Source organism: Veillonella parvula (assembly GCF_032550495.1).
Classification (GTDB): Bacteria; Bacillota; Negativicutes; order Veillonellales; family Veillonellaceae; genus Veillonella; species Veillonella parvula_G.
The window spans coordinates 17402-39043 of sequence record NZ_JAWFZJ010000003.1; the positions used below are offsets into that span (position 1 = coordinate 17402).

The 21642-nt window shown below is 34.0% G+C and carries 19 protein-coding genes; 1 reads left to right on the forward strand and 18 read right to left on the reverse strand.

Annotated features, from left to right (window positions below):
- The first annotated feature begins 366 nt into the window (after positions 1–366).
- Positions 367–1776, forward strand: a complete 1410-nt coding sequence (locus tag E6X37_RS06485) for a YadA-like family protein (protein WP_155086611.1) — start codon at positions 367–369, stop codon at positions 1774–1776.
- A gap of 662 nt (positions 1777–2438) precedes the next feature.
- On the opposite strand, the gene E6X37_RS06490 is transcribed toward E6X37_RS06485, so the two are convergent.
- From E6X37_RS06490 to E6X37_RS06575, 18 genes are all read right to left on the reverse strand, one after another.
- Complete coding sequence (locus E6X37_RS06490; RefSeq protein WP_004692910.1) at positions 2439–2765, reverse strand: hypothetical protein; 327 nt, start codon at positions 2763–2765, stop codon at positions 2439–2441.
- A 66-nt stretch (positions 2766–2831) separates the two neighbouring features.
- Positions 2832–3908, reverse strand: coding sequence for an acyltransferase (locus E6X37_RS06495; protein WP_278622239.1), 1077 nt, complete (start codon positions 3906–3908; stop codon positions 2832–2834).
- Between the two features lie 234 nt (positions 3909–4142).
- On the reverse strand, positions 4143–5198 hold the full coding sequence (locus E6X37_RS06500; protein ID WP_278622240.1) for an NAD-dependent epimerase/dehydratase family protein: 1056 nt from the start codon (positions 5196–5198) through the stop codon (positions 4143–4145).
- A gap of 5 nt (positions 5199–5203) precedes the next feature.
- Positions 5204–6124, reverse strand: a complete 921-nt coding sequence (locus E6X37_RS06505; protein WP_278622241.1) for an NAD-dependent epimerase/dehydratase family protein — start codon at positions 6122–6124, stop codon at positions 5204–5206.
- A 13-nt stretch (positions 6125–6137) separates the two neighbouring features.
- Positions 6138–7646, reverse strand: coding sequence for a lipopolysaccharide biosynthesis protein (locus E6X37_RS06510; protein WP_278622243.1), 1509 nt, complete (start codon positions 7644–7646; stop codon positions 6138–6140).
- A 9-nt stretch (positions 7647–7655) separates the two neighbouring features.
- Complete coding sequence (locus tag E6X37_RS06515) at positions 7656–8375, reverse strand: IspD/TarI family cytidylyltransferase (RefSeq protein WP_278622244.1); 720 nt, start codon at positions 8373–8375, stop codon at positions 7656–7658.
- Between the two features lie 16 nt (positions 8376–8391).
- Positions 8392–9186, reverse strand: coding sequence for a LicD family protein (locus tag E6X37_RS06520; protein WP_278622245.1), 795 nt, complete (start codon positions 9184–9186; stop codon positions 8392–8394).
- A gap of 12 nt (positions 9187–9198) precedes the next feature.
- Positions 9199–10200, reverse strand: a complete 1002-nt coding sequence (locus tag E6X37_RS06525) for a polysaccharide deacetylase family protein (RefSeq protein ID WP_278622246.1) — start codon at positions 10198–10200, stop codon at positions 9199–9201.
- Positions 10197–11288, reverse strand: coding sequence for a glycosyltransferase (locus E6X37_RS06530; protein ID WP_278622247.1), 1092 nt, complete (start codon positions 11286–11288; stop codon positions 10197–10199). Before E6X37_RS06530 ends, E6X37_RS06525 begins: the two co-directional genes overlap by 4 nt.
- A 10-nt stretch (positions 11289–11298) precedes the next feature.
- On the reverse strand, positions 11299–12060 hold the full coding sequence (locus E6X37_RS06535; RefSeq protein WP_215676000.1) for a DUF4422 domain-containing protein: 762 nt from the start codon (positions 12058–12060) through the stop codon (positions 11299–11301).
- A complete protein-coding gene (locus E6X37_RS06540; RefSeq protein WP_215676002.1) occupies positions 12050–13660 on the reverse strand; it encodes an O-antigen ligase family protein in 1611 nt (536 codons plus the stop codon). Before E6X37_RS06540 ends, E6X37_RS06535 begins: the two co-directional genes overlap by 11 nt.
- A gap of 28 nt (positions 13661–13688) precedes the next feature.
- Positions 13689–14690: an acyltransferase family protein gene (locus E6X37_RS06545; protein ID WP_118091633.1), complete on the reverse strand. Its 1002-nt coding sequence runs from the start codon at positions 14688–14690 to the stop codon at positions 13689–13691.
- On the reverse strand, positions 14687–15787 hold the full coding sequence (gene glf / locus E6X37_RS06550; RefSeq protein ID WP_316581156.1) for a UDP-galactopyranose mutase: 1101 nt from the start codon (positions 15785–15787) through the stop codon (positions 14687–14689). The genes E6X37_RS06545 and glf overlap by 4 nt, the downstream gene beginning before the upstream one ends.
- Entirely contained in the window at positions 15787–17226 is a 1440-nt protein-coding gene (gene wbaP / locus E6X37_RS06555) for an undecaprenyl-phosphate galactose phosphotransferase WbaP (protein WP_118091635.1), read from the reverse strand. The genes glf and wbaP overlap by 1 nt, the downstream gene beginning before the upstream one ends.
- A gap of 247 nt (positions 17227–17473) precedes the next feature.
- Positions 17474–18652 (reverse strand): O-antigen ligase family protein, encoded by a 1179-nt coding sequence (locus tag E6X37_RS06560; RefSeq protein ID WP_316581157.1) that lies wholly within the window; start codon positions 18650–18652, stop codon positions 17474–17476.
- A gap of 46 nt (positions 18653–18698) precedes the next feature.
- On the reverse strand, positions 18699–19919 hold the full coding sequence (locus E6X37_RS06565; protein WP_316581158.1) for a glycosyltransferase: 1221 nt from the start codon (positions 19917–19919) through the stop codon (positions 18699–18701).
- A gap of 9 nt (positions 19920–19928) precedes the next feature.
- Positions 19929–20867 (reverse strand): VirK/YbjX family protein, encoded by a 939-nt coding sequence (locus E6X37_RS06570; RefSeq protein WP_287517419.1) that lies wholly within the window; start codon positions 20865–20867, stop codon positions 19929–19931.
- 13 nt (positions 20868–20880) lie between these two features.
- Positions 20881–21639 carry a glycosyltransferase family 2 protein gene (locus E6X37_RS06575; RefSeq protein WP_187002420.1) on the reverse strand — a complete coding sequence of 253 codons (759 nt, stop codon included), beginning with the start codon at positions 21637–21639 and terminating at the stop codon, positions 20881–20883.
- Positions 21640–21642: the final 3 nt, after the last annotated feature.

Here is a 21642-nt window from a genome sequence, read left to right on the forward strand (position 1 = left end):
TTATTTATTTAATTATGTACTTAATACGTCATTACACACGCCGATGACTCATGATTTTATCATGAACAAAACATGAAATTATTTCTATTTTATATAAATATATAGAGGCTTGTCAATGCATATAGAATGCAATGTATACATATAAAATGCTAGAATACAATTTATAGAATAAATAAATATTTAAATTTTATAAATATGTGTCAAAGGTTTCTTATTAACTATAAATACCTATAGAATATATTGTATATTTATTGGAATTATGTGAATATTCTATTTACAATATACCTTTTTGGTATTATAGTAGCCATGTAAGTCTTTTTATGAAAGTTTTGTGAAAGTTTGTTTGTACACAAAGGAGTGTATACGATGAGTAAGAAACGTTTTGTATTAGCAAGTGTTGTAATGGTAGCTTTGTCCGCCTCAGTTTATGCGGCGCCGGTCAATATCGTTGATAACAACGGTAACATCGGCAAGGAAGGTCAAACTTTCACCGCAGGAACAGGCGGCAACATCACCCTCGGTGAGAATGCCGGTGCGGCGAACGGCAAGGGTAAGAATGTTAATGCGCAAGGTAATAACATAGCCTTAGGTGCAGCTGCTGGGGCCGGCTCATCAGGCGGCGGCAATATCAACCTTGGGGCGAAGTCCTTCCGAGGCAGTACTGGCGATTTTAACGTAACCGTCGGTTTCGCCGCAGGTAATGCAAGCCAGTTGACGAACTCCATTGTCATGGGGACTCAATCAGGGGAAAACTCCGCAGGTGATAAAAACGTGTGGATTGGTAATTTTCAAGGTGCTAACAGTAAGGCCAGCAATTCTGTAGCCATCGGCTCGAATTCAACAGTAAACGGTCAGTTCGACCTTGCCGTAGGGCATTATGTGAATGTAAAAGCCGCAAAAGGTTTGGCTGTAGGCTCTTATAATACACTATCAGAGAAAGCGACCGCATCCGGTGTATTCGGCCAGGGCGAATACGGTAAAACAGCTATTGATGCAGCCAATTCTTACAGTATAGGTAATTACAACCACATTTCTGGAGAGAACACCTTTGTTCTCGGCAATAATGTGACTACCTCTCTAAAAAATGGCGTTGTCCTTGGCAATGATTCCGCTGACGGCGATGTAGTCGGTACAGCAAGTCATACCTTTGAAAATGGTACTACCGTCAACTATGCCGGCACCGCCCCTGTATCAACAGTATCCGTAGGGGCTAAGGGCAAGGAACGGACGATCACCAATCTCGCAGCAGGTCGCGTGAGTGCTACCTCTACAGATGCGGTCAACGGATCCCAACTCTACGGCGTTCATCAAATGATTGATACCCTTGGTAAAAGTACAAGTCAACAGCTTAATAATTCTATTAGCACTATTGAAAAATCTGTACAACATGTATCTCAAGAGGTACAACGTGTTGAGTCGGAATCCAATAAAGGTGATGCTCGTGCCGCTGCATTAGCTGCATTACATCCATTACCATATGATCCGGATAATCGCGTTCAATACATGGCGGGCTACGGTCATTATAAAAATGCAAATGCAGTAGCTCTAGGTGTAGGCTATTATCACAAAGATAATCTTTTACTCACCACAGGGTTTACGATGAACAATCACGTTATGGCCAATGTAGGTATCACCTATAGACCAGGAAAGTCTTTGTCTACTGCTATGTCCCCTGCCTCTTATAACGCACTAGAACAACGCGTACAAGCATTAGAAACTCAAAATAAAGATCTACAAGAAACAGTAAAACGCTTGGTAGACAAACTTGAAAAATAATAAGATCCCTTTATGGTAGTCCTATAACTACTTTCACACAAGCACACTAAAACCAAAACACAAAAAGCTGTACACACAGTCGATTTTGAACTACCTTTGATGTTACATTGGTTTTAACATCAAAGCCGTTCAATCAAATCTATGTATGTACAGCTTTTATGATTATTTATATGTAGTTATTATAATACTGTATTTCATCTCAATTTGACGATATATATTTTTATCCCTATAATATAGGTAGATAGCCAAGCGAGTAGTCACGTCGGGCTCATCTCGAAACTTAATAGAAATTAGGAAATGGCCTTTTCGTTTTATCTAGCTACCAAGCGGTAACGAAGGGCTATTTGCTTTTTTTAAAACAAATAAGTGCTACTAGTGCTCCGAAAGCGATGACAACAGCCATTACTTGAAGCAGGAGCATGATTAGTTCATAATCACTCATAGACACCCCTCCCTTCATTAACGAAGAGAGGCCCAACCTCGCTGACTATCCTAATCCAATTATATATAGAACATATAAGCGAGTCCATAAGAATCTATAAATAGAAATATACAAAAATATATAATAAAAAGCAAAAGAAAAGGCAGAGATTATATAACATGTCCTCCATTACTAGATGTTCAGTAATGGAGGACATAGCAATAATTCCTGCCTTTTTTGTTTATCTACGAGCCACGCGCATGGCCGCCATCATGCCTGGCGACTTCCAAACAGATTGGCCATTATCTGATACGAGTTTATTATTATCGTAAAACACGTCTGCATTGTAATAGTTGTCATCACTAGATGTTACTTTATAGCTAAGACCTGCTGTAGTGTACACTGTAAAGTTGAGTATATCCCCCACTCGTTTTACAGAGTCTTGATCCACATACCAGCTATTACCAAGATACGTCGTAGCATACACATCTTGACGAGCTTCTACATCGTTTGTGCTAATGCCAATTAATACAAGCAACGCCGCTAACATATATAAGAATTTACGCATTATAATTACCTCCCGTTTTATGGTAAGAATACTTATATATTATACCAAAAAACACCGATAATCGCATTATAATGGCAGTACTTTCTCAACCCTTAACTGAATTCGCTCGAGGCTCGGCGTGATTGCTTTCATCACAGGTTTTTCTATGAAAGCTAACCGCACATAGTCTACAATCATACCGATGACAAAAATAAGCACTACTACAAGAATAGCATACAGAGGTAATAGTATTGAATCATAGTACTGATACGTTGCCAATACATTGTCCCACATGTAATGAAGGAATAGCTTATTATCATGCAATAGGTATATGCCAAAGGTAGTAGATGCTACCGCATTAATCCAAGGACGATAAGTGATCTTTGCTTTCAAAAAAATAATAAATAAGCCAATGCCTAATATCAATTGAAAGAAGCCATAATCATTTTGCGTAAAGTAGAAAATTTGTTTCATATATGCTGGATTCGTCATGGCTAGTACATCGACGAGGATGTCCCCTAAAAAGGCCCCTACAAAGCCTATGGCGGTAAAAATAATACCTATTTTCTTTGTTATATGTGAGCCGTGCAGCTTGATGTACGCCCCCATCGAATAGAATACAATAAAGGAAAAAATATGTTTAAATCCAAAGGTAGTATGCGGTACATTAGGCCACAGATTCAGCACCGTCGGTATTAAGAACCAAATTACTGTGGAAACCACTAGGAGCATAACGTAGTATGTATGCTGCAGCCAATGAAGTACTCGATTAATAATAGGCGTTAATAAATAGAGTACTAAAAAGTTCTGGGCGAACCAACTCATGGCACCAATAGGCAATAGCGCAAGCATCATATTCCTTGACGTCACCGTATCGAGTCCTAAACCCATAGCTACGCCCAGCATGGCAATGCTGTAAATCCAAATCTGCCCTACTAACTTCGCAAACTTGTGCAGCTTAAAACTACTAGAAACCATAAAATAGCCTGTTATCATAACAAAGGCGACTACACCAGCCTTACCTCCAAGTCCAAATACTTGGAGAAACACCTTATTAAACGTTAAATCTGGCGTAAAGGGGAAACAACCGTGCACGCTGAAATGGTGCATAATAATTAGTATCATCGAAATGATACGCAACAATTCAATATTGCTCGCTCTCATTCTCTATACCTCATATTCTTCCTCTTAAACTATATGAATACTACGCCAACTAGTAACTACCTAGATGACTTGTATACATCATAAAATACATGAAATATATGAGAATGTTGTGACAATTTTTACACATAAAAAAGACAGCTGATATAATCAACTGTCCTTACAAATTATATATTACCAAGTTACTCTAATATACTTGTTTTTAACATATACGATTCGGTACGACTATTTTTACCCTTATGAGATGTTCTTCTCATATTTTATATAATCAATTAAATTTCTATATCCTGTTACCATGTTAATCTTGGGTTTCCACCCTAACGACTGGATTTTTTCACTATTTAGAATAAATTTTACATCATGTGCATATCCATATTGATTGGCATTATCTGGTATATCAAATACCACGTCTATTTTACCCCTAGCGACTTCTTTTGCTACTAAATTTGCAATATCTTTGATGCTTCTTGTTTCATTACTATTACATATATTGTATGCTTCTCCACATTCTCCTTTAATCAGTAATAGTACCAAAGCGGAAAGTACATCAGTTATATAACAAAAGTTTGATACAGATTGTCCTTTGGTATGTAAAATAATATTTTCATTATGTATAACACTTTTAGCAAACTGCATAGATACACGATTATCTAAAAGTGAAAGACCTGGGCCAAAACATTGTGCAACACGAGCAATACAAACGGGTACATTATATTCATGAAAATACGCACTACAATAACATTCACAAATACGTTTACCTTCAGAATACGAACTTCTAATATCTAAATGATCAATATAACCTAAATCATCTTCAGTCATATTTTGATAATCTACCTGCTGAATACCATATTGCTCCATAGAAGATAAATATACAATTTTTTTAACTTTATTCTTTGTTGCATATTGCAAGACATCTAATGTTGTACTGATACTACCATTTAACGTTTCAACTGGTTGTGTAACAAAAAACTTAGATGTAGTAGGTGCCGCTGTGTGAAATATATAATCAACAGAATCATTACATGCAGCAAGGCCATTAGTAATATAGACTAACTGTTCTGAATTCTTAAGGTTAGAGAACAAAGCCTCTGCCTTTTCTATGTTTCTCACGGAACAAATAATATTAATATCTGTTCCATATTTCACATTACTAACTAAAAACAATTGGGTGAGCATAGATCCTATGAATCCGGTCGCTCCCGTTATCAAAATAGTTTTCCCTGAAAGTTTAGATAATAAAATATGAATATCTTTAACAGTGCGTTCCAACTCATAAGATAAAATATCATTCATAAACATTAGCCCTCTACTGTTTTAAAATATTCATATGTTTTTATCAACCCATCATGTAAATTATATTTTGCTGTAAATAAAAGTTTTTTTTCTGATTTATCAGTTGCTAAAACAGAATCTCTAATATCGCCTAATCTAGGTTTATCATAAACTACCTCTATATCTTTACCGCTAATATTTCTAAACTCATCCACTAGCAAATTGACGGAACTTGAGATGCCAGTACTTACATTATAAATACCTGTAACCTGGTGTTGTATACCTAAAATATTAGCTTCAACTACATCATCCACATATATAAAGTCCCTTGTTTGTTTTCCATCACCATAAATAATAATAGGAGAGCCTTGTACAATCGCTTTAGCAAAAATACTAATAACGCCACCCTCTCCACCATTACCTTGTCGTGGACCAAACACATTAGAATAGCGATAACATATATATGGTAATCCAAAAGCTTCATGATAAATACGAAGATAATGTTCTGTAGTTAACTTTGTTAATCCATAAAATGAAGATGGATTTCCAATCATTTCCTCATTTAATGGTAATGTATCCAAATTACCATAAACCGCTGCAGAAGATGGCATCAAAAACTTTTTAACATCTAGTTTTACTGCTGCATTAAGTAAATTAATTAACCCCATCAAATTAATATCACAATCTAACATTGGATTGCTCATAGATGTGGAAACTTCAGTTTGTGCAGCCTCATGAAATATATAGTCTGGACGAAATTCTTCAAGGACAGAGTATAACTTTGGATCTCTAATATCCAATTCTATGAATTGTGCTTTCGAATGAACAAATTCTTTATTTCCTGTATATAAGTTATCAATAACCTGTACAGTATGACCATCCTCTATTAAACGATCAACTAAATGGGAGCCAATAAACCCAGCCCCACCAGTTACAGTTATTCTCATTATTATCCCCTTCTTATAGCCTACTTTTTATTAAATCAAGATAAAACTTTAATTCTTTACTTCTAATAAATAATATTCCCCATGCCACTATTATAAAGATGCTATTACATACAACCCCCAGTAAAAGCCCAAACCAACCACTATCCAAAGCAATAAACTGTGATAAGTATTTACTGAAATAAACTAATATAAATGTAATTAGAGTATAACGGAAATAAAGTTTAAAATAACTAACCAAAGACCAACGTAATCCATATTTAAACAAAACATATGGTTCAACTATAAAAGGCATACAAATCGTACTAATAAACATAGCCAATAACACGCCCCAAACATCAAAATATTGAACCAAAACAATGGAAGATCCTAAATTTATTAAGGCCTCTATTAAGGACATATATCGATTTTGCCAAAAGAGCCCCATAGCATCTTTAAATACTAAGACGCCTTTACGCATAAACATTAGATAGAAGTTGATGACCATCCAAAGCACTATACTTTCATCAAAACGATAGTTATTTCCTAGCCAAATGGTAATAAATGGATTTAACAAAAGGTACAAGTTACTACAGATAAAACAAGCCAAATAGGCTGTCATAAATTCTAATCTCTTGAAAATGACTAATTTATGAGCATCATCATGAGACTCATTCAAATTTCCTACAGATGCCTTTAGTGCATTAAATACTTGATCAGACAACTTATCGATACCATTAATAATCAAATAATAATTCGTATATAACGCAACAGCACTTAAACCTACAAATTTTGATAAAATAATATTTGATGTTCCAAAAACAGTAACACCACCAATTTTATGAAGTATTAAAGCCTTTATATTTCTAATAATACTTTGGTATATATCTTTATTTAAAGGCTGAATATTTTTTTCATTTAAGAACGAATATAAGTGATCGGCTTTTCTAGCTATTAAAAAATTCTCAGAAAAGGTCATACATATACGTAGGATAATATATACCCAAAAACTATGAGTTAAAATGACTAAGGCAATTTGGAATAAACTTCCTATCAGTTGAGTAATCCCTCTGTAATAGTTAGCTATATATTGTTTTTGGTCAGCTATAAGCAAGCATTTTTTATAAGAGTAAAAATAACTAATACCCGTATCAACAACAAAGAGTAAAAAGAAAATATTTAAATACGCAATATTAGGAGGTACCTTTATAAGATGTTGAACAAAAGGCGATATACATAATCCTAAGAATAGAATAAGTGTACCAATATAAATATATGCTTTTTTAAATATTCTCATGATTGATTTTGCTGTTTCTAAATCATGATTAGCTAAAGGAGCATATAAACTAAATATAATAGCTGGACCAATGCCCAATTCAGTAAGAGATAACACCGTCAAAATATTATCAAATAAACCATTTAAGCCTAAATATTCAATAGATAAATAATATAGTAATACAAAACGGATAATGAACTGTAATACCATATTAAATCCATATACAATTAACGTGGAATTTATGTTCTTAATTGCACTAACTGTCCGCATAATATCAGCCTACAATCCCATAATATTGAGGCTATTTTTTACTTCTAAATAAGCCTTAAATGTATAAAAATCAATAGGTGTTGTAATCTTAATATTCTCAGCTGGTCCTATTACTGTAAACAGTTCAGTCCCATAAAACTGCATCATAGATGCCGAATCTATGAACTCCAAGTTTTCAGATCTTGCTTTTTCATGTGCCTTATAAATATCTTTTAAATAGAAGCATTGTGGAGCTTTAGCAAGTAAACATTCATCTCGAGAAATTATTTTCCCTACATGAGAAAGCTCATTATCTTTTAAAACAATAGTTTCTATAGCTTGTGAAACAGTAATGGCATTGCCATATGTTTTTGTGGACGATATACACGTATTAATTAGCTCATCAGAAATAATAGGTCTAACCCCATCATGTAGTAAAACTATACTATCTTGATCATATATTCTTGAAGACTCTTGAATTCCAAGATAAATTGACTCTTGCCCTGTTTTTCCACCTGGAATAATCGATTTGACTTTATCCAAACTATACTTTTGTACTAATTTACTAACCTCTCCAATAATAGACTCTAATACTACCAAAACAATTCCATCAATATTATCATTATTTTGAAAGTGTTCTAGCGTATACACTAATATTGGTTTCCCATTAACTTCTAGCAATTGTTTCGGTGTGCCAGTTGAACTCATGCGTTGTCCAGTTCCTCCAGCAAAAATAATACCTATATTCATGCTATACCCCTATACATTAAATCTCATATGCTCTAATACTTGATATTTTACGTTTACCTTCTGGCGGTATTTCCATATAGTTACGACCATATAAATTACTTAAATATGCATCGTAACATGAAAAAACATCTAATTTTAAATCTCTAAACTCTATAGGGACACGTTTTTCAAAAGCATCCTTTACCATACATTCAGCTTCACCATAAACGCCCCCAGTAATAGCGCCTACATAATCAGAAGTATTATAATCATACTGTTTTGCTAATTGATCTAATTTATGAGCCCAATATTTATATCCCACACATTTAGCAAAAATAATTAATATAGACTTGATAAATGCTCTACTAAATGATTTACCATGACCTAATTTAGCATCGCACAATTCGAGCATTTTACTATAAACTTTACGTTTTTTATAGATACTAACAACTTCATTTTTATCATTTGGTAATCCATCAACAGGCATAATATCCATAAATAAAAACTGATTAGCATTACTGTACTCATCTTCAATCTTGATATCAAGCTTTTCTAATCGCGCAAAAGGATATTTTGAGTTATTACGTTCAATAGATCTAAGCAGGTAATTGCTATGAAAAACCTTTGGAAATATAGTAATTAATTTTTCATAATCTGGTCGACTTAAACAAATGTCTATATCATCATCCCAAGGAATAAAACCTTTATGCCTAATGGCCCCCAATAATGATCCTCCTGATAGCGAATATTTAATATCATTCTCTTTACAAAAGGAATCAAACTCTTTAAGCATTATATATAAATGATCTTGAATTTCAGATATAGTCAACATTATAAAAATCCCCTAATTTTCAAACCATACTAACTTCATTTGTCGTATAAATTCATCTTCTGACCAGTCTTCAATGCCGAATCTAGGTATAGAAAATGGATTAGTATTAGAATGAAGCTGTGCTCTTTTAGTACTAACTGAATATGTGAATCCTAGATCTTGAACAATTTGTTCTGTCACTTGATCAAAACTTTCTTTATGACCAAAAGGATACGCAAAAATATCTATATCCGTGTGTAACAAGTTCTCTAAAAAAAGCTTAGAAGATTGTATTTCATGTATTTGTTCTTCTCTACTAATTTGTTTCAACGCTGGATGATGACTAGTATGCGCTCCTAATGTGATTAACTGACTTTGATATAACTCTATTAACTCCGATGAGGTCATAGTCCTATTATTAGGATTAACTTTTAATCCATAAGATTCATACCATCTGTCTAACATCATATCTCTTTCATTAGGATGTAGAGAAAAAAGCATATGATGTAACGTATAAAAACTATGTAATCGCTTTTTATCATCAGATACATCAAATATATATCTTTGATTTAATATATCTAACTCAATTGATTCTCGTAGATTTTTATTTTCGAATAAAACAGTTTCTAATCGGTCCCACCAAAACTCTTTACCCGTATCTACACCGCCAGATGTTATAAAAATCGTCGCTGGGACTTGATACTTTTTTAAAATTGGAAAGGCATATTTGTAATTATCATAATATCCATCGTCAAAGGTAATAATAACAGATGGTTCCTTTATATCATTACGTTTTAAATCATTAAAAGTTATTACATTGTAGTGATTTTTTAAGATTCGAATATGTCTTTCAAAATTATCAGGAGTTACATTAATATTAAATAAATCACGATTCAAATGATTAACTCTATGATAAAGTAAAACAACTACTGGCTTATCAAAAATATTATGGATTAAATTGATTGGAGCCAATCTTTTTCTATAGATAGATCGAATCCATGGTAGATTCTCTTTTATATAGCCTTTAAAACTCATTGTTTTCCCTTGTATATATTTTCAATCTTCTTTATAGCAACACTGGAGTCATAACCTAACTCTTTAATTCTAGCTCTATAATCAATATATTTATTCTTACCAAATTTAGATATAATCTCATAAGCCCATAGTTTAGGATTATCAATTGGTAGAGTACTACATAAATCAGTTAACACAGCCTCTTGTGTAATCGTATCAGATACTAATATTGGTATACCTAATGCTTGAGACTCAATAGCAATTAGGGGTAGCCCTTCAAATAAAGAAGGTAATATCATAATATCTATAGCTTGCATAATATCCACAGTGTTATTTACATACCCCATAAAAATAACCTTGTCAGATATAGCTGCTGATTTTACAAGACTTTCAATCTTATGACGTTCTACACCATCCCCCAAGAGAAATAAATAACTATTAGGATTTTGTTTTAATACCTCTTTAAATATATCGATAATAAAAGGATGATTTTTAACAGGCGTAAAACGACCAATATGTCCTACTACCAATGCATCCTTAGGAATGTTGAATTTTTGTCTAACCTCCAACCCTAGATTTATATTTCTATCATATAAATCTAAATCAATCGCATTATGTAATAAATAATATGAATCACTATCTATACACTTTCTAGGAAACATCCATTCTGAGGCCTTAGTAGAGCAACCTATATAAGTATCAACCAAATAAGGTAATAAAAATCTTCCAACCTTATGTAATCCTGTCTTTAGAAAGCGTACGATTTTTCGATTATCATCTATACTAGAGCTATGCGCATGTAAAATAATAGTTTTAAATCCAGCTAATTTAGCAATCAAAATAGGAATAATATTGACATAAGATTGATGAAAATGAATGATATCTTTACCTTCAGAAAGCAGACACTTCATTTTTTTATAGAACTGAATAATATGATATGGTCTACTAACCGTCTCTACATTATAATTTACATCAAAATTTTGAGGGTCATCATAACTCAGTAGTGTTAATTCAAATTCTTTTTTATCAATCATTCTATATAATTGAAGAATATAAGATGTTAAACCTCCCATATCTTTATCTATAGGAAGTTCTATTACCTTTATCATAGTCAGTATATTATCTCCCAAATAATTTACGTTTTAAAAATAATCCACCTTTTTTAATCCAATTTTGAGGTTCCATGAAAGATACATTTTGTTCTTTATAGTTAATATTATTAGCTTCAATCCATACATCAAGCAAGATTTCGCTAACAAAGCCATAGATACGTGCTTCATATGTATCATAATCAGAAATATCAACACGTTTTTCGATTTCTTCTAAGATGGAAAACATCCATTCACAGTATTGATCAAATAAATCTCTACGCATCACGAACATGTTAAACATATGAGCCCAAGTGCGATTGCATACCTTTGTGAAAGCAGCGCTATATTCGGGATATTTTTCAGCGATGATTTGCTCTGCTGCATCTAGTCCTGAGCTATGGTGGGCATTATTATAGTGAGAACGATTGGACTCAATATAATATTTACGCTTATCTGCTACTACTACAGGATATTGTGAAAGCAGATTCTCCCATTCTGCTCCCGTTAAAATTTGATTCTTTTTGTCCTCCACAGAGCGTACCTCTTTACGTGTAAAGTAACGTCTGTAATGAACGAGACCAATATAATCCGCATCAAGATTTTTCCACGCCCAATAGAGACCCGTCAATTCACAGTAATTAGCATTCTTTGAAGATATATTATCTCCTGTATGATCCCCTGTATAACCAATATCAGCCTTACCTTCTCGTCCTACATGAATCGGCATATAAACAGAATCTTCAGGCATCCAATATTGTTTATGTGTTGCTACTAAAATCTTAATATTCACTAATTTCATCCACCTTATTACGATATGAATTTCTCGTACATACTAATGCATAACCAAACCCTAATAATATCCAAAAATAATACAGTTCATTTAAAGTCGTTCCTATCCCTGTCAACAAAGACTCTATATAAGCAATTGTAAAAAATATGATCCATATATCTTTTGGATTTTTAAATACATAAATAAGCAATCTAACTAATAGGAATACAATAGGTCCCATAAACAATACAAAACTTATGATCCCTGTTTCCGATAAACGAGAGGTATATTCTCCTAACATGGGAATAGAAATATTAATAAGGCCCTTATTTTTAATATTTTCAATCCACATTTTTACTTCCGCACCATTTAATGTATCTTCATCTAAATGATTCAAAACATATGGGGTACGTAACCCTTGTCCAATTCCTAATAACGGATTTTCTTTAAATATATTCAAATCAGCCTTCATAACACCATATCTTTGGTTATTACTACGACCACCTTTTTTAGATAAAGACGTAATATTATTTTCTCCATAAGATGTAATTTCATTTGCAACCTGCTGAGTTGAAATATTTTTAATTGTTGTACTAGTTGTACTTTTAGTAGAAGCATCTTGTACATAAAGAACATTAGATGTATATACTATATTTCCTACAAAAGCTAAAAGACCTATTAAAGTTACAAGAACTGTATGTATTATAAATTTTTTGTTTCTAAATTGAATACAAAGCGCAAATACTAGCAATATGTGATCTATGATAAAAAAAACAGTTGCCGTTCTACTATTAGCTAATAAGGTAATCATCTCTAAAAGCAATAGAATAATGAAAGATAATCCTACCAACTTTTTATTCTTAGATGTAAAAATAATACTCCATATAAAAGGAATTGTGATAACTGCATAAATCCCCAAAAAGGATGGTTCGGGAAATAGAGACCTAAATTGTAATTCTGGCCAAAATAATGGTGGCCACCATGTATTATTAATCTCAATAGCATGAACAATAGGTCTTATGTATGTTAATAATGAAAGTGCCCATTGCTGTTTATCAAAATAAAATAGTTCAACAACACCAAAAACAACAACTAGACTAGCAGAAATCAATGAACCCTTACTTACTATTTTCAAAATTGTTTCCGAGCGATTTTTATACCAATAGAAAATCAAATAAGAAAATCCAAATGTAAAAATAAGTTGAGTCAAAGAGTTCTTTAAAACTCTAAAGCAAAAATGAATGACCGATAATGTATATTCACTCACAGTTTCATTAAATATGAATTGAATTATAGCTTCCAATTTATGATTCATATAATTAGTGCCAGGAACTAAATCATAATAAGGGAAATTAATCAAACCATGAACTAAAGATACAGCAATACTGAAACCTAAAAGAGCTATATATAATAATTCTTTCCAATATAAATGATATTGACGTAGACTATGTCTTTTTAGCCATACACTATATACTAAACAAATAAATAGTGTATAAAATGATGCTTTTGCTGAAAACTCACCACCTAAAAAACCTATTCGTAAAGACATGGGGATTACAGGAAATATTACAAATATAAAACTTAATCCTATTAAACTATCAATATATTTATTACTAGACATATACTCTCATCCTACTACTCTCATCTTATCATTTCAATTTGATTAACTTGGAATTACCAAAAACCCAAGAAGTTATTTTATATCTATCAAAAAACTTAACAATAAATATAGGCACTATTGTACTAATCATACAAGATAAAATTAAACACACCATAATATTATCAATAGACAGGTGCTTAAATATAGTTCTCAATGGCCCAGAAAAATATAAATGTAAAATATAGATTCCCAAAGAGTAACGACCACAAATATTCCAAATAGTAACCCACTTTATATTCTTAAACTTAAAAAATAGAATAGATAAAAAAACAGAACCTGATATAGCACATATAAACTTTAAAATATTATGCACTTCAATATAAGGAAATGTAATGACTGCCAGAACAATACTAATAAAACCAATACCATTCAACTTATTACAAATAATTGTCCTGAGTTGATCCTGATACATACATAATACTGATCCTAATGTAAAATACACCCCTCCATAAATAATTAGATTAATAATCTTCAATAATCCATGAACAGGTGGCATAAAAAAATACAAACATAGAAATATAATAAAGACTATTGTAGGCTTTATTATAGATTCAAATATAGGAATAGCTACAAAAAGCCAAATCAATACATACAAGAACCATAAATAAGAAAGAGGAGCTATATAAATGTGCATTAAATCAACTAGATTAAAATGATCACTCATTTGGATATTCCCATACAATGTTGCATAATATTTAGATAACCAAAATACAACCGAGAATAATAAATACATAGGTACCATGTTTAAAAACTTATTAGAAATTTTTTTTAGTAGACCTGTATTTTTTCGTGCCCATGTAAGCTTATATAAAAAACCACTAATCAAAAAAAACAACGGCATGTGGAAACTATAAATAACATCATATACAAACTGTAAGCTCCATTGATATTCTGTAAAAGTTTCTGCACGAATATAACCAAGAATAACATGACCAACAACAACTAAAAATATAGCAAAACCCTTTAGCGAATCTAGCCACTCAATTCTCATTCCTGAAACTCCTTATTACATAGTGCTAAAGCACTAGCAATGACCTTATCCATATCGTAATATTTATATTCCCCTAAACGACCACCAAAGATTACATTAGAAATCGCTTCAGCCTTTTTAACATATTTAGAATATAAATCTAAATTCTTTACGTCATTGACTGGATAATACGCTTCCTCACCGATTTTCCAGTCCTTTGGATATTCTTTTGTTACATACGTAACAGGCTGTGTACCAAACTCAAAATGCTTATGTTCAATGATACGAGTATACGGAATCTCTCCTTCCGTATAGTTCACCACCGCAACGCCTTGATGATTTTCCTCTTCGAGACGCTCTGTTTCAAAGTGAAGACCACGATATTCTAATACCCCTTCAGAATAACCAAAGTATTCATCTATAGGGCCTGTGTAGATAATCTTATCTGCCAAAGATTCGTATTCGTTCCGATGTTTGAGGAAATCTACACCTAAGCGGACTTCAATTCCCTCTAACATGCGTTCAATCATCTTGGTATAACCACCCATAGGAATACCTTGGAAGCGATCATTAAAATAGTTATTATCATATGTATAACGCACAGGTAATCGTTTAATAATGAAAGCTGGTAACTCTGTACATTTACGGCCCCATTGTTTTTCCGTATACCCTTTGATGAGCTTTTCGTAAATATCCATACCTACAAGACTAATAGCTTGCTCTTCTAAGTTCTTTGGCTCCCCTAATATAGCAGCTCGTTGTTTAGTAATGATATCTTGTGCCTCTTTTGGAGTTCGAATATTCCACATTTTAGAGAATGTATTCATATTGAACGGCAAATTGTACATCTCGCCTTTATAGTTTGCTACAGGACTATTTACATAGTGATTAAACTCAGCAAATTGATTGACATAATCCCACACATATTTCAAGGATGTATGGAAAATATGAGCACCATAGACGTGAATATTGATATCATCTTTGCTTTCACAATATAGATTACCTGCTATGTGATTGCGACGGTCGATGACAAGTACAGATTTACCACGCTTGTGCGCCTCATGAGCAAATACAGCACCAAATGGGCCTGCCCCAACTACTAAATAATCGTATTTCATTAATAGGCCCCTTTCGATTTAGCAACAGCCAATACAGTTTTCAACAGATATACAATATCGATCCATACAGACCAATTATGCACATACCAAGAATCCATGAGAACCCGTTCTTCATAGGTGGTATCACTGCGACCACTTACTTGCCAAACACCAGTAATCCCTGGTGGTACAAGGTAAAAGTCATTAATATAATCGCCGTATTTTACAATTTCATCTCGAACAATAGGTCTTGGCCCTACGAGGCTCATGTCTCCAACGAGAACATTCCACAACTGTGGCAATTCATCAAGACTTGTCTTTCGAAGAAATTTACCGATTCTTGTAACGCGAGGATCATCCTTTAATTTAAAATCTCGTTCCCATTCTTCACGAGCAGCTGGATTATCTTTTAGATATTGCTCCAAAGCCTCTTGTGCATTTGGCACCATAGATCGGAATTTATAACAAGAAAATGATTTCCCACCTTGACCAACACGTTTATGACCAAATACGATAGGTCCTGGAGAATCTAAGTAAATCAATATAGCAATGATAGCGAAAATTGGTAAAATCAAAATGCCACCACATACAGTAGCTACGATATCAAAAATACGTTTAAAAATACGATTAGACTTGCGTGCTAGGTTATTTTGCACACGCAATACGACGGCTTGTTCTTCCATCATGCCACGTGCTGTAATATTACTGGCTGGTAAACCGAATAATTCAGGAACAAAGGCCACACGTTTTACTAATACTTGTAATCGATTAATCAAGGATACTAATTTTTTAGACTCAAGTCCGGGAGCACAAATCAGTACTGTTTGAACTCCTGTATCTTTAATAACGCTTTCTACATCTTTAAAAGCCCCAAGGCATGAGTATTCTTTAGCGATGGATGATGATTTAGGATTATCATCTACATAACCAATAATTTTATAGGTAGTAATTGGCATGCGATCTAAAGACCTTTTTACAAGTTCTGCAGTCTTCCCCGCCCCAACGAGAAGGATTGGAATTGTTAAATATCCTGCTTTTGAAAGTATTTTTCCTACAATAAAACGCTCACTAAAGATAAATACGAGCATACATATATAAGCAAAGGCAACAAATAAACGAGATACATCATTAATTACATGGCCCGTGTACATTAGAACAATCGATACGACAACCCCTATAGTAATGCTGCGAAATAAATTTTTCATCGTATCCCAATAAGGTGTTACCACAGAATAAGCATTATTAAGCAGCAAGATAGTTAAAAATACGATAGGCACAACACCATATACGTAAATTTCTTCTACCTTAAAATTTGAACTTACCGGTAAAATTGATAAGTTTAAACGCAAATAATAGGCTGCTAATGTCCCCAAAACAATAGCTATATAATCTGCTATAAGCACTATGAGCTTACTAATAAATAACTTTTTATTATTGTTATTACAGATGGAACTATTCATACTAATACCCCAAATTATAAAAAAAGATTGTTTTCTCAATATATTTTCAAGAAAACAACCTCTCTATCATACGAATACAATGTACCAATATTTACATATATTGTATCATATTTAAATATGTAAAACTATAAAAAACATAGATTTCACCTATCTTTTATGTAGTTATTTATTCTTTAAGTCTATTTAAATCCTACTTAATTGTCTATTAAATGGTAGTTAAATACCTTCCAATACAGTTATATGATTCTCAATTATCTCTTAATTGAAGCATCGTAGCTAACATAAAATACATAATGCGCATTCCTGATGAATTATCTAAAGTATATTCTATTTGGCCAAATATAAATACATAGCAAATAACGGCAATCATAGCGCAAAGACTATAAGGATCTCGTTGCTTAACCCAAACCACAAAATTATCAACGATAATAGATCCATAAAAGATGAGAACCCCTAGTAGACCTAACAGACCTACCTCACCAAGAAGTTGAATAAAATTATTATGAGCATGATATAAATGTTGATTTTCCGTTGGTAACCGATATGATGCTTCATATATAGTACGCCACTGTCCAATACCAACACCTGTCACAGGATGGTCTTTAAACATATTGATGGACGATGTCCACACATCAAAACGCCCCCGGTTAGAAGCATCTGTGGTCGTATTAGTAATGGACTCAAATCTGGCTACATATTGTGGTTGTGTACTAAATCCCCATACGATACCACCTAATACAACAAGAACAGCAACTACACACCCAAATCGTTTTAGTATATATGGCAAGGATACGATAGGTACCATAATCATATTAAAGAGCCAAGATCCTCTACTTTGATTGCCATACATGCCAAAACCAACACAGCCCAGTGCCCATAAAGCGGATGCTTTCACATAGCTAGGAAAGGCCGAATCTAATAAAATGACGCAGAAAATTGGTACTAGCATAACCATGAGGCCTGATATGGTCAACACGCTACTGCCAAATCCCCAGCCTCTATCGGTCATTCCCGAAACATGTTGATAAAAGGCTACTAAATTATCGATACCAAAATCCACAAAAAATACGGCAAGCATCGTAAATAATGTTTTCTTATCACGAATACACAAGGCGATAACGAAAAATACAGGAATCCGCCACAGCCAAACATTGATAAATTCAGGTAATCCTACAGCTATATTGTTCGTTAGTACTGCAGAAGGCAATAACAATAAAAACATTAGAGCAAACGTTTTACTATATTTTTTAACATAGGACGGAACATATAGGTCATGCCTATGTTTCCAAATATAGAAAATACTTAACAAAATGGCAATAACATAAAATACTTGACCAGCTGCCATGGATAGCCTTGTAAAGCATGCCATCAACGTAATCATAATGGCAATCCACGACTCTAATCTTACACTTGATAATACCCCCATATTAATTCTCCCTTACATATAAACTACAAACCTTACATAGTACCCCTTATACATGTATAATGGATTTAATTAATGCACGGTGACTGTAGTCCTCATTTGCATTCATTAAACCTTGATTATATTTCTCTTTATGATGCTGTAAATTCTCTACAAACGTTTGAATCCCCTGTCTGATGGAATGTACATCATCTAAATTTAAATATTCCCCAATAGAATACTGTTCTAATACCTCGGGATTAATTTCTGGAGATATAAGAACAGGTTTGTGAAAGCCAATAGCCGTAAACAGCATAGCTGCCCAGTGATAGCGATATCGTTCAGCCCCATACGGCAATAATAGAGCATCTACACTCAATAAAGCTGTATCCCAGTCTTTCCCAATCAGACTGGCATGGATGAATTTAATATTACTATACTGGCTATATTTCTTGATGATAGACTCAAATAATATCCCATCTTCAGGCTTTACCGTTGCCCCTTGAACGACGAGTTGTACCGAGTCATCATAATTAAGCGATACAAAGGCATCTATAAAGCGCTCAATATTTTTCTCTTTTCTAAACTGACCAAAGAAGCCTAATTTTATCGGTTTATTCGTTGATATAGGAGTTTCCAAATTAACACCTATACAAGTTGTAGAGTTCGCATCTTTTTTGTCTTGTATACTAGTATTGCCTTGTGTAAAACAATTTCCTTGTTCTCCATTCAATTCACTCGATGGCAAGAACACAGGAGGCAAAATTTTACGAACTCTCGGTAAATCAGGGCGCAACATATCATCGCGCAAAGAGATAACATCAAGATATATTTTTTTATACGCATTAGCTCGATGGGCTTGCTTAATAAACCGATCCATTTCGCCCTTACCAATGCCATGAAAGATAACGTGTACTGCTGCCTTACTGTCCTTTAATGGCGTGTCTAACAAAGCTTTAATATAACGGTATGTCCCTGTGGGAATGATTAAAGCATCTATATTATGTTCTTTAATTTTTTCTGCTGCTGATGTGAACCAATTACGGCGACGGCGTTCTCGTAAAATGGATAAAAACGGCTTCTTCCACTTAGACGCTCCCGCATAGGTCACTACTTCTCCCCCTTCTAAGTACACTATATCTACTCCATAGTCTACTTTGAAAGGAAAGTTCTCCGGCACGAATAGTACTGGCTCATGACCTTGACGCTTCAGTTCATTGATGAGGATGCGATCAAACTCCACCTCATGACCAGCAGGCATGACAATACTTTCTAAAATTGCTACGCGCATAGCACACCTCTAGGCCCTTATGTACGGCTTTATGTTTTCTTGAATCATAGCCTCATACTCATCTAAAAGAGCATAGCGATTGCGATATTGGCTACGTTTTTGTGATTTAATCTCTTCCATAGGTTTGCGTTCTTCTTCAAGAGGAATGGTAAAGTAATTTGGATCGGATTCCAATACTGTACCCCCAATATCCTCCCACAAAGTATCTAAGATAGCTACCTTTGCTTTATTACCGCGCACCATATGGGAATTTGCATAGAATCCTTCATCAGATACGGCAAGTATGGATTCTACTTGCGCAGCACGACCAATTTCACGAATCAAGAAAGTAATAAAGTTCTTAGGACGATAACCATACATCTTTTTCGTAATCTTCTTAGCTCGCTCAAGTCCATCTTTATAACCTTGAATAGTACCGATAACAAGAGTTCTCTCTCCGTTATGGCCTTTAGCAAAGCGAATATTTGCATGGTATACGCCCTTATCTTCGAGCAAGAGCATAACCGTCAAGAAGCCTTCCTTACGTTGTCCCGGCTCATAATATAGATGAGCCGACATATCGAGCTCATCGGAACACCAAAGGGTAATACCTCGTTTTTTATCGAAATAATCAAACTCCGCTTCGTCTACATACATGAGCTGAACCGCTTCATCCGTAAACACCTCTTGTAAGATGGTGAAATGCTGACGAAGAGCTTCCAAACGCCATTGTGGCGTAGAGTTCTTAATCAAAAACATACGGCTCATCAGTTCATAGAGACTAGGATGTTTTTCCAACAGCTTTGGATCTGGAGTATAAGATTTAAAGAAGGTTTCAAATTCCGTAACCGTTGAGTCATGACGACAAGAGCGCATTGTATGTAAGAAGGTTCGTCTCGTTTCACGCCATGTGCGCTTACCATATATAGTACGGCCTATATGCCAATGTTTTCCAAAATTGCCTAACATAATGCTCCCTCTATTACAATTTACCCTTGGATTTTAGTAAATAGTAAAACTTTACGTATTTAGTCATCGTGTAAAAGTAGTGATTAACGGACAAAATAAAGCCCATCTTCCCATCGAGAATACCGCCTTGTAAGAAGTACACCTTGATAAAAGCCCAGGTAGGACGCAGAATTATATCCTTGATAAAAGAACAGCTTTTACCATTATCACGATATTTTTCGGCAGATAATGTGGTATAATTGTTGAATTTATTGAAATATTGATGCCAATTATCGTAGGTATAATGGTACATCGGATGTTGTAATTTTTCTGTTGGATACGGCGTAATAATCGCAGGATGCACGTAGCCTTCTACATAGCTACCCTCTTTAGGCATGAGGCGAAGCACATAGTCTGGACGCAATACACCATGTGTAGCGTGGTTATGATGGAATTTATTGCGCCGTTGAATCCAATACGCTTTATTAGGTTCGTTTACAACGATAGCTTGAATTTCTTTCGCTAGAGGCTCAGAAATGCGCTCATCCGCATCAAGGAATAAGATCCAATCAGATTTCGCTTGTTCAATGCCAAAGGTTTGTTGCGCACCCCAATCGCCATTCATGGCGTGTTGCACAACACGAGCACCCATTTCTTCAGCAATTTTTGCAGTATCATCGGTACTGAAATCATCGATAACTAAAACTTCATCGGCAAACTGCACAGACTCAATGCAGTCATGAATATTGTGTTCTTCATTTCTCGCTAAGATTATTACAGATACAGTTGCCATAGT

What these genes read in the sequence shown, in the direction of transcription:
- E6X37_RS06490 (WP_004692910.1), bottom strand. Translation starts at nt 2,765, where the DNA reads ATGCGTAAATTCTTATATATGTTAGCGGCGTTGCTTGTATTAATTGGC.
- E6X37_RS06575 (WP_187002420.1), bottom strand. Translation starts at nt 21,639, where the DNA reads ATGGCAACTGTATCTGTAATAATCTTAGCGAGAAATGAAGAACACAAT.
- glf (WP_316581156.1), bottom strand. Translation starts at nt 15,787, where the DNA reads ATGAAATACGATTATTTAGTAGTTGGGGCAGGCCCATTTGGTGCTGTA.
- E6X37_RS06545 (WP_118091633.1), bottom strand. Translation starts at nt 14,690, where the DNA reads ATGAGAATTGAGTGGCTAGATTCGCTAAAGGGTTTTGCTATATTTTTA.
- E6X37_RS06530 (WP_278622247.1), bottom strand. Translation starts at nt 11,288, where the DNA reads ATGATAAAGGTAATAGAACTTCCTATAGATAAAGATATGGGAGGTTTA.
- E6X37_RS06520 (WP_278622245.1), bottom strand. Translation starts at nt 9,186, where the DNA reads ATGTTGACTATATCTGAAATTCAAGATCATTTATATATAATGCTTAAA.
- E6X37_RS06505 (WP_278622241.1), bottom strand. Translation starts at nt 6,124, where the DNA reads ATGAGAATAACTGTAACTGGTGGGGCTGGGTTTATTGGCTCCCATTTA.
- wbaP (WP_118091635.1), bottom strand. Translation starts at nt 17,226, where the DNA reads ATGAATAGTTCCATCTGTAATAACAATAATAAAAAGTTATTTATTAGT.
- E6X37_RS06540 (WP_215676002.1), bottom strand. Translation starts at nt 13,660, where the DNA reads ATGTCTAGTAATAAATATATTGATAGTTTAATAGGATTAAGTTTTATA.
- E6X37_RS06495 (WP_278622239.1), bottom strand. Translation starts at nt 3,908, where the DNA reads ATGAGAGCGAGCAATATTGAATTGTTGCGTATCATTTCGATGATACTA.
- E6X37_RS06510 (WP_278622243.1), bottom strand. Translation starts at nt 7,646, where the DNA reads ATGCGGACAGTTAGTGCAATTAAGAACATAAATTCCACGTTAATTGTA.
- E6X37_RS06525 (WP_278622246.1), bottom strand. Translation starts at nt 10,200, where the DNA reads ATGAGTTTTAAAGGCTATATAAAAGAGAATCTACCATGGATTCGATCT.
- E6X37_RS06485 (WP_155086611.1), top strand. Translation starts at nt 367, where the DNA reads ATGAGTAAGAAACGTTTTGTATTAGCAAGTGTTGTAATGGTAGCTTTG.
- E6X37_RS06515 (WP_278622244.1), bottom strand. Translation starts at nt 8,375, where the DNA reads ATGAATATAGGTATTATTTTTGCTGGAGGAACTGGACAACGCATGAGT.
- E6X37_RS06570 (WP_287517419.1), bottom strand. Translation starts at nt 20,867, where the DNA reads ATGTTAGGCAATTTTGGAAAACATTGGCATATAGGCCGTACTATATAT.
- E6X37_RS06500 (WP_278622240.1), bottom strand. Translation starts at nt 5,198, where the DNA reads ATGAATGATATTTTATCTTATGAGTTGGAACGCACTGTTAAAGATATT.
- E6X37_RS06565 (WP_316581158.1), bottom strand. Translation starts at nt 19,919, where the DNA reads ATGCGCGTAGCAATTTTAGAAAGTATTGTCATGCCTGCTGGTCATGAG.
- E6X37_RS06560 (WP_316581157.1), bottom strand. Translation starts at nt 18,652, where the DNA reads ATGGGGGTATTATCAAGTGTAAGATTAGAGTCGTGGATTGCCATTATG.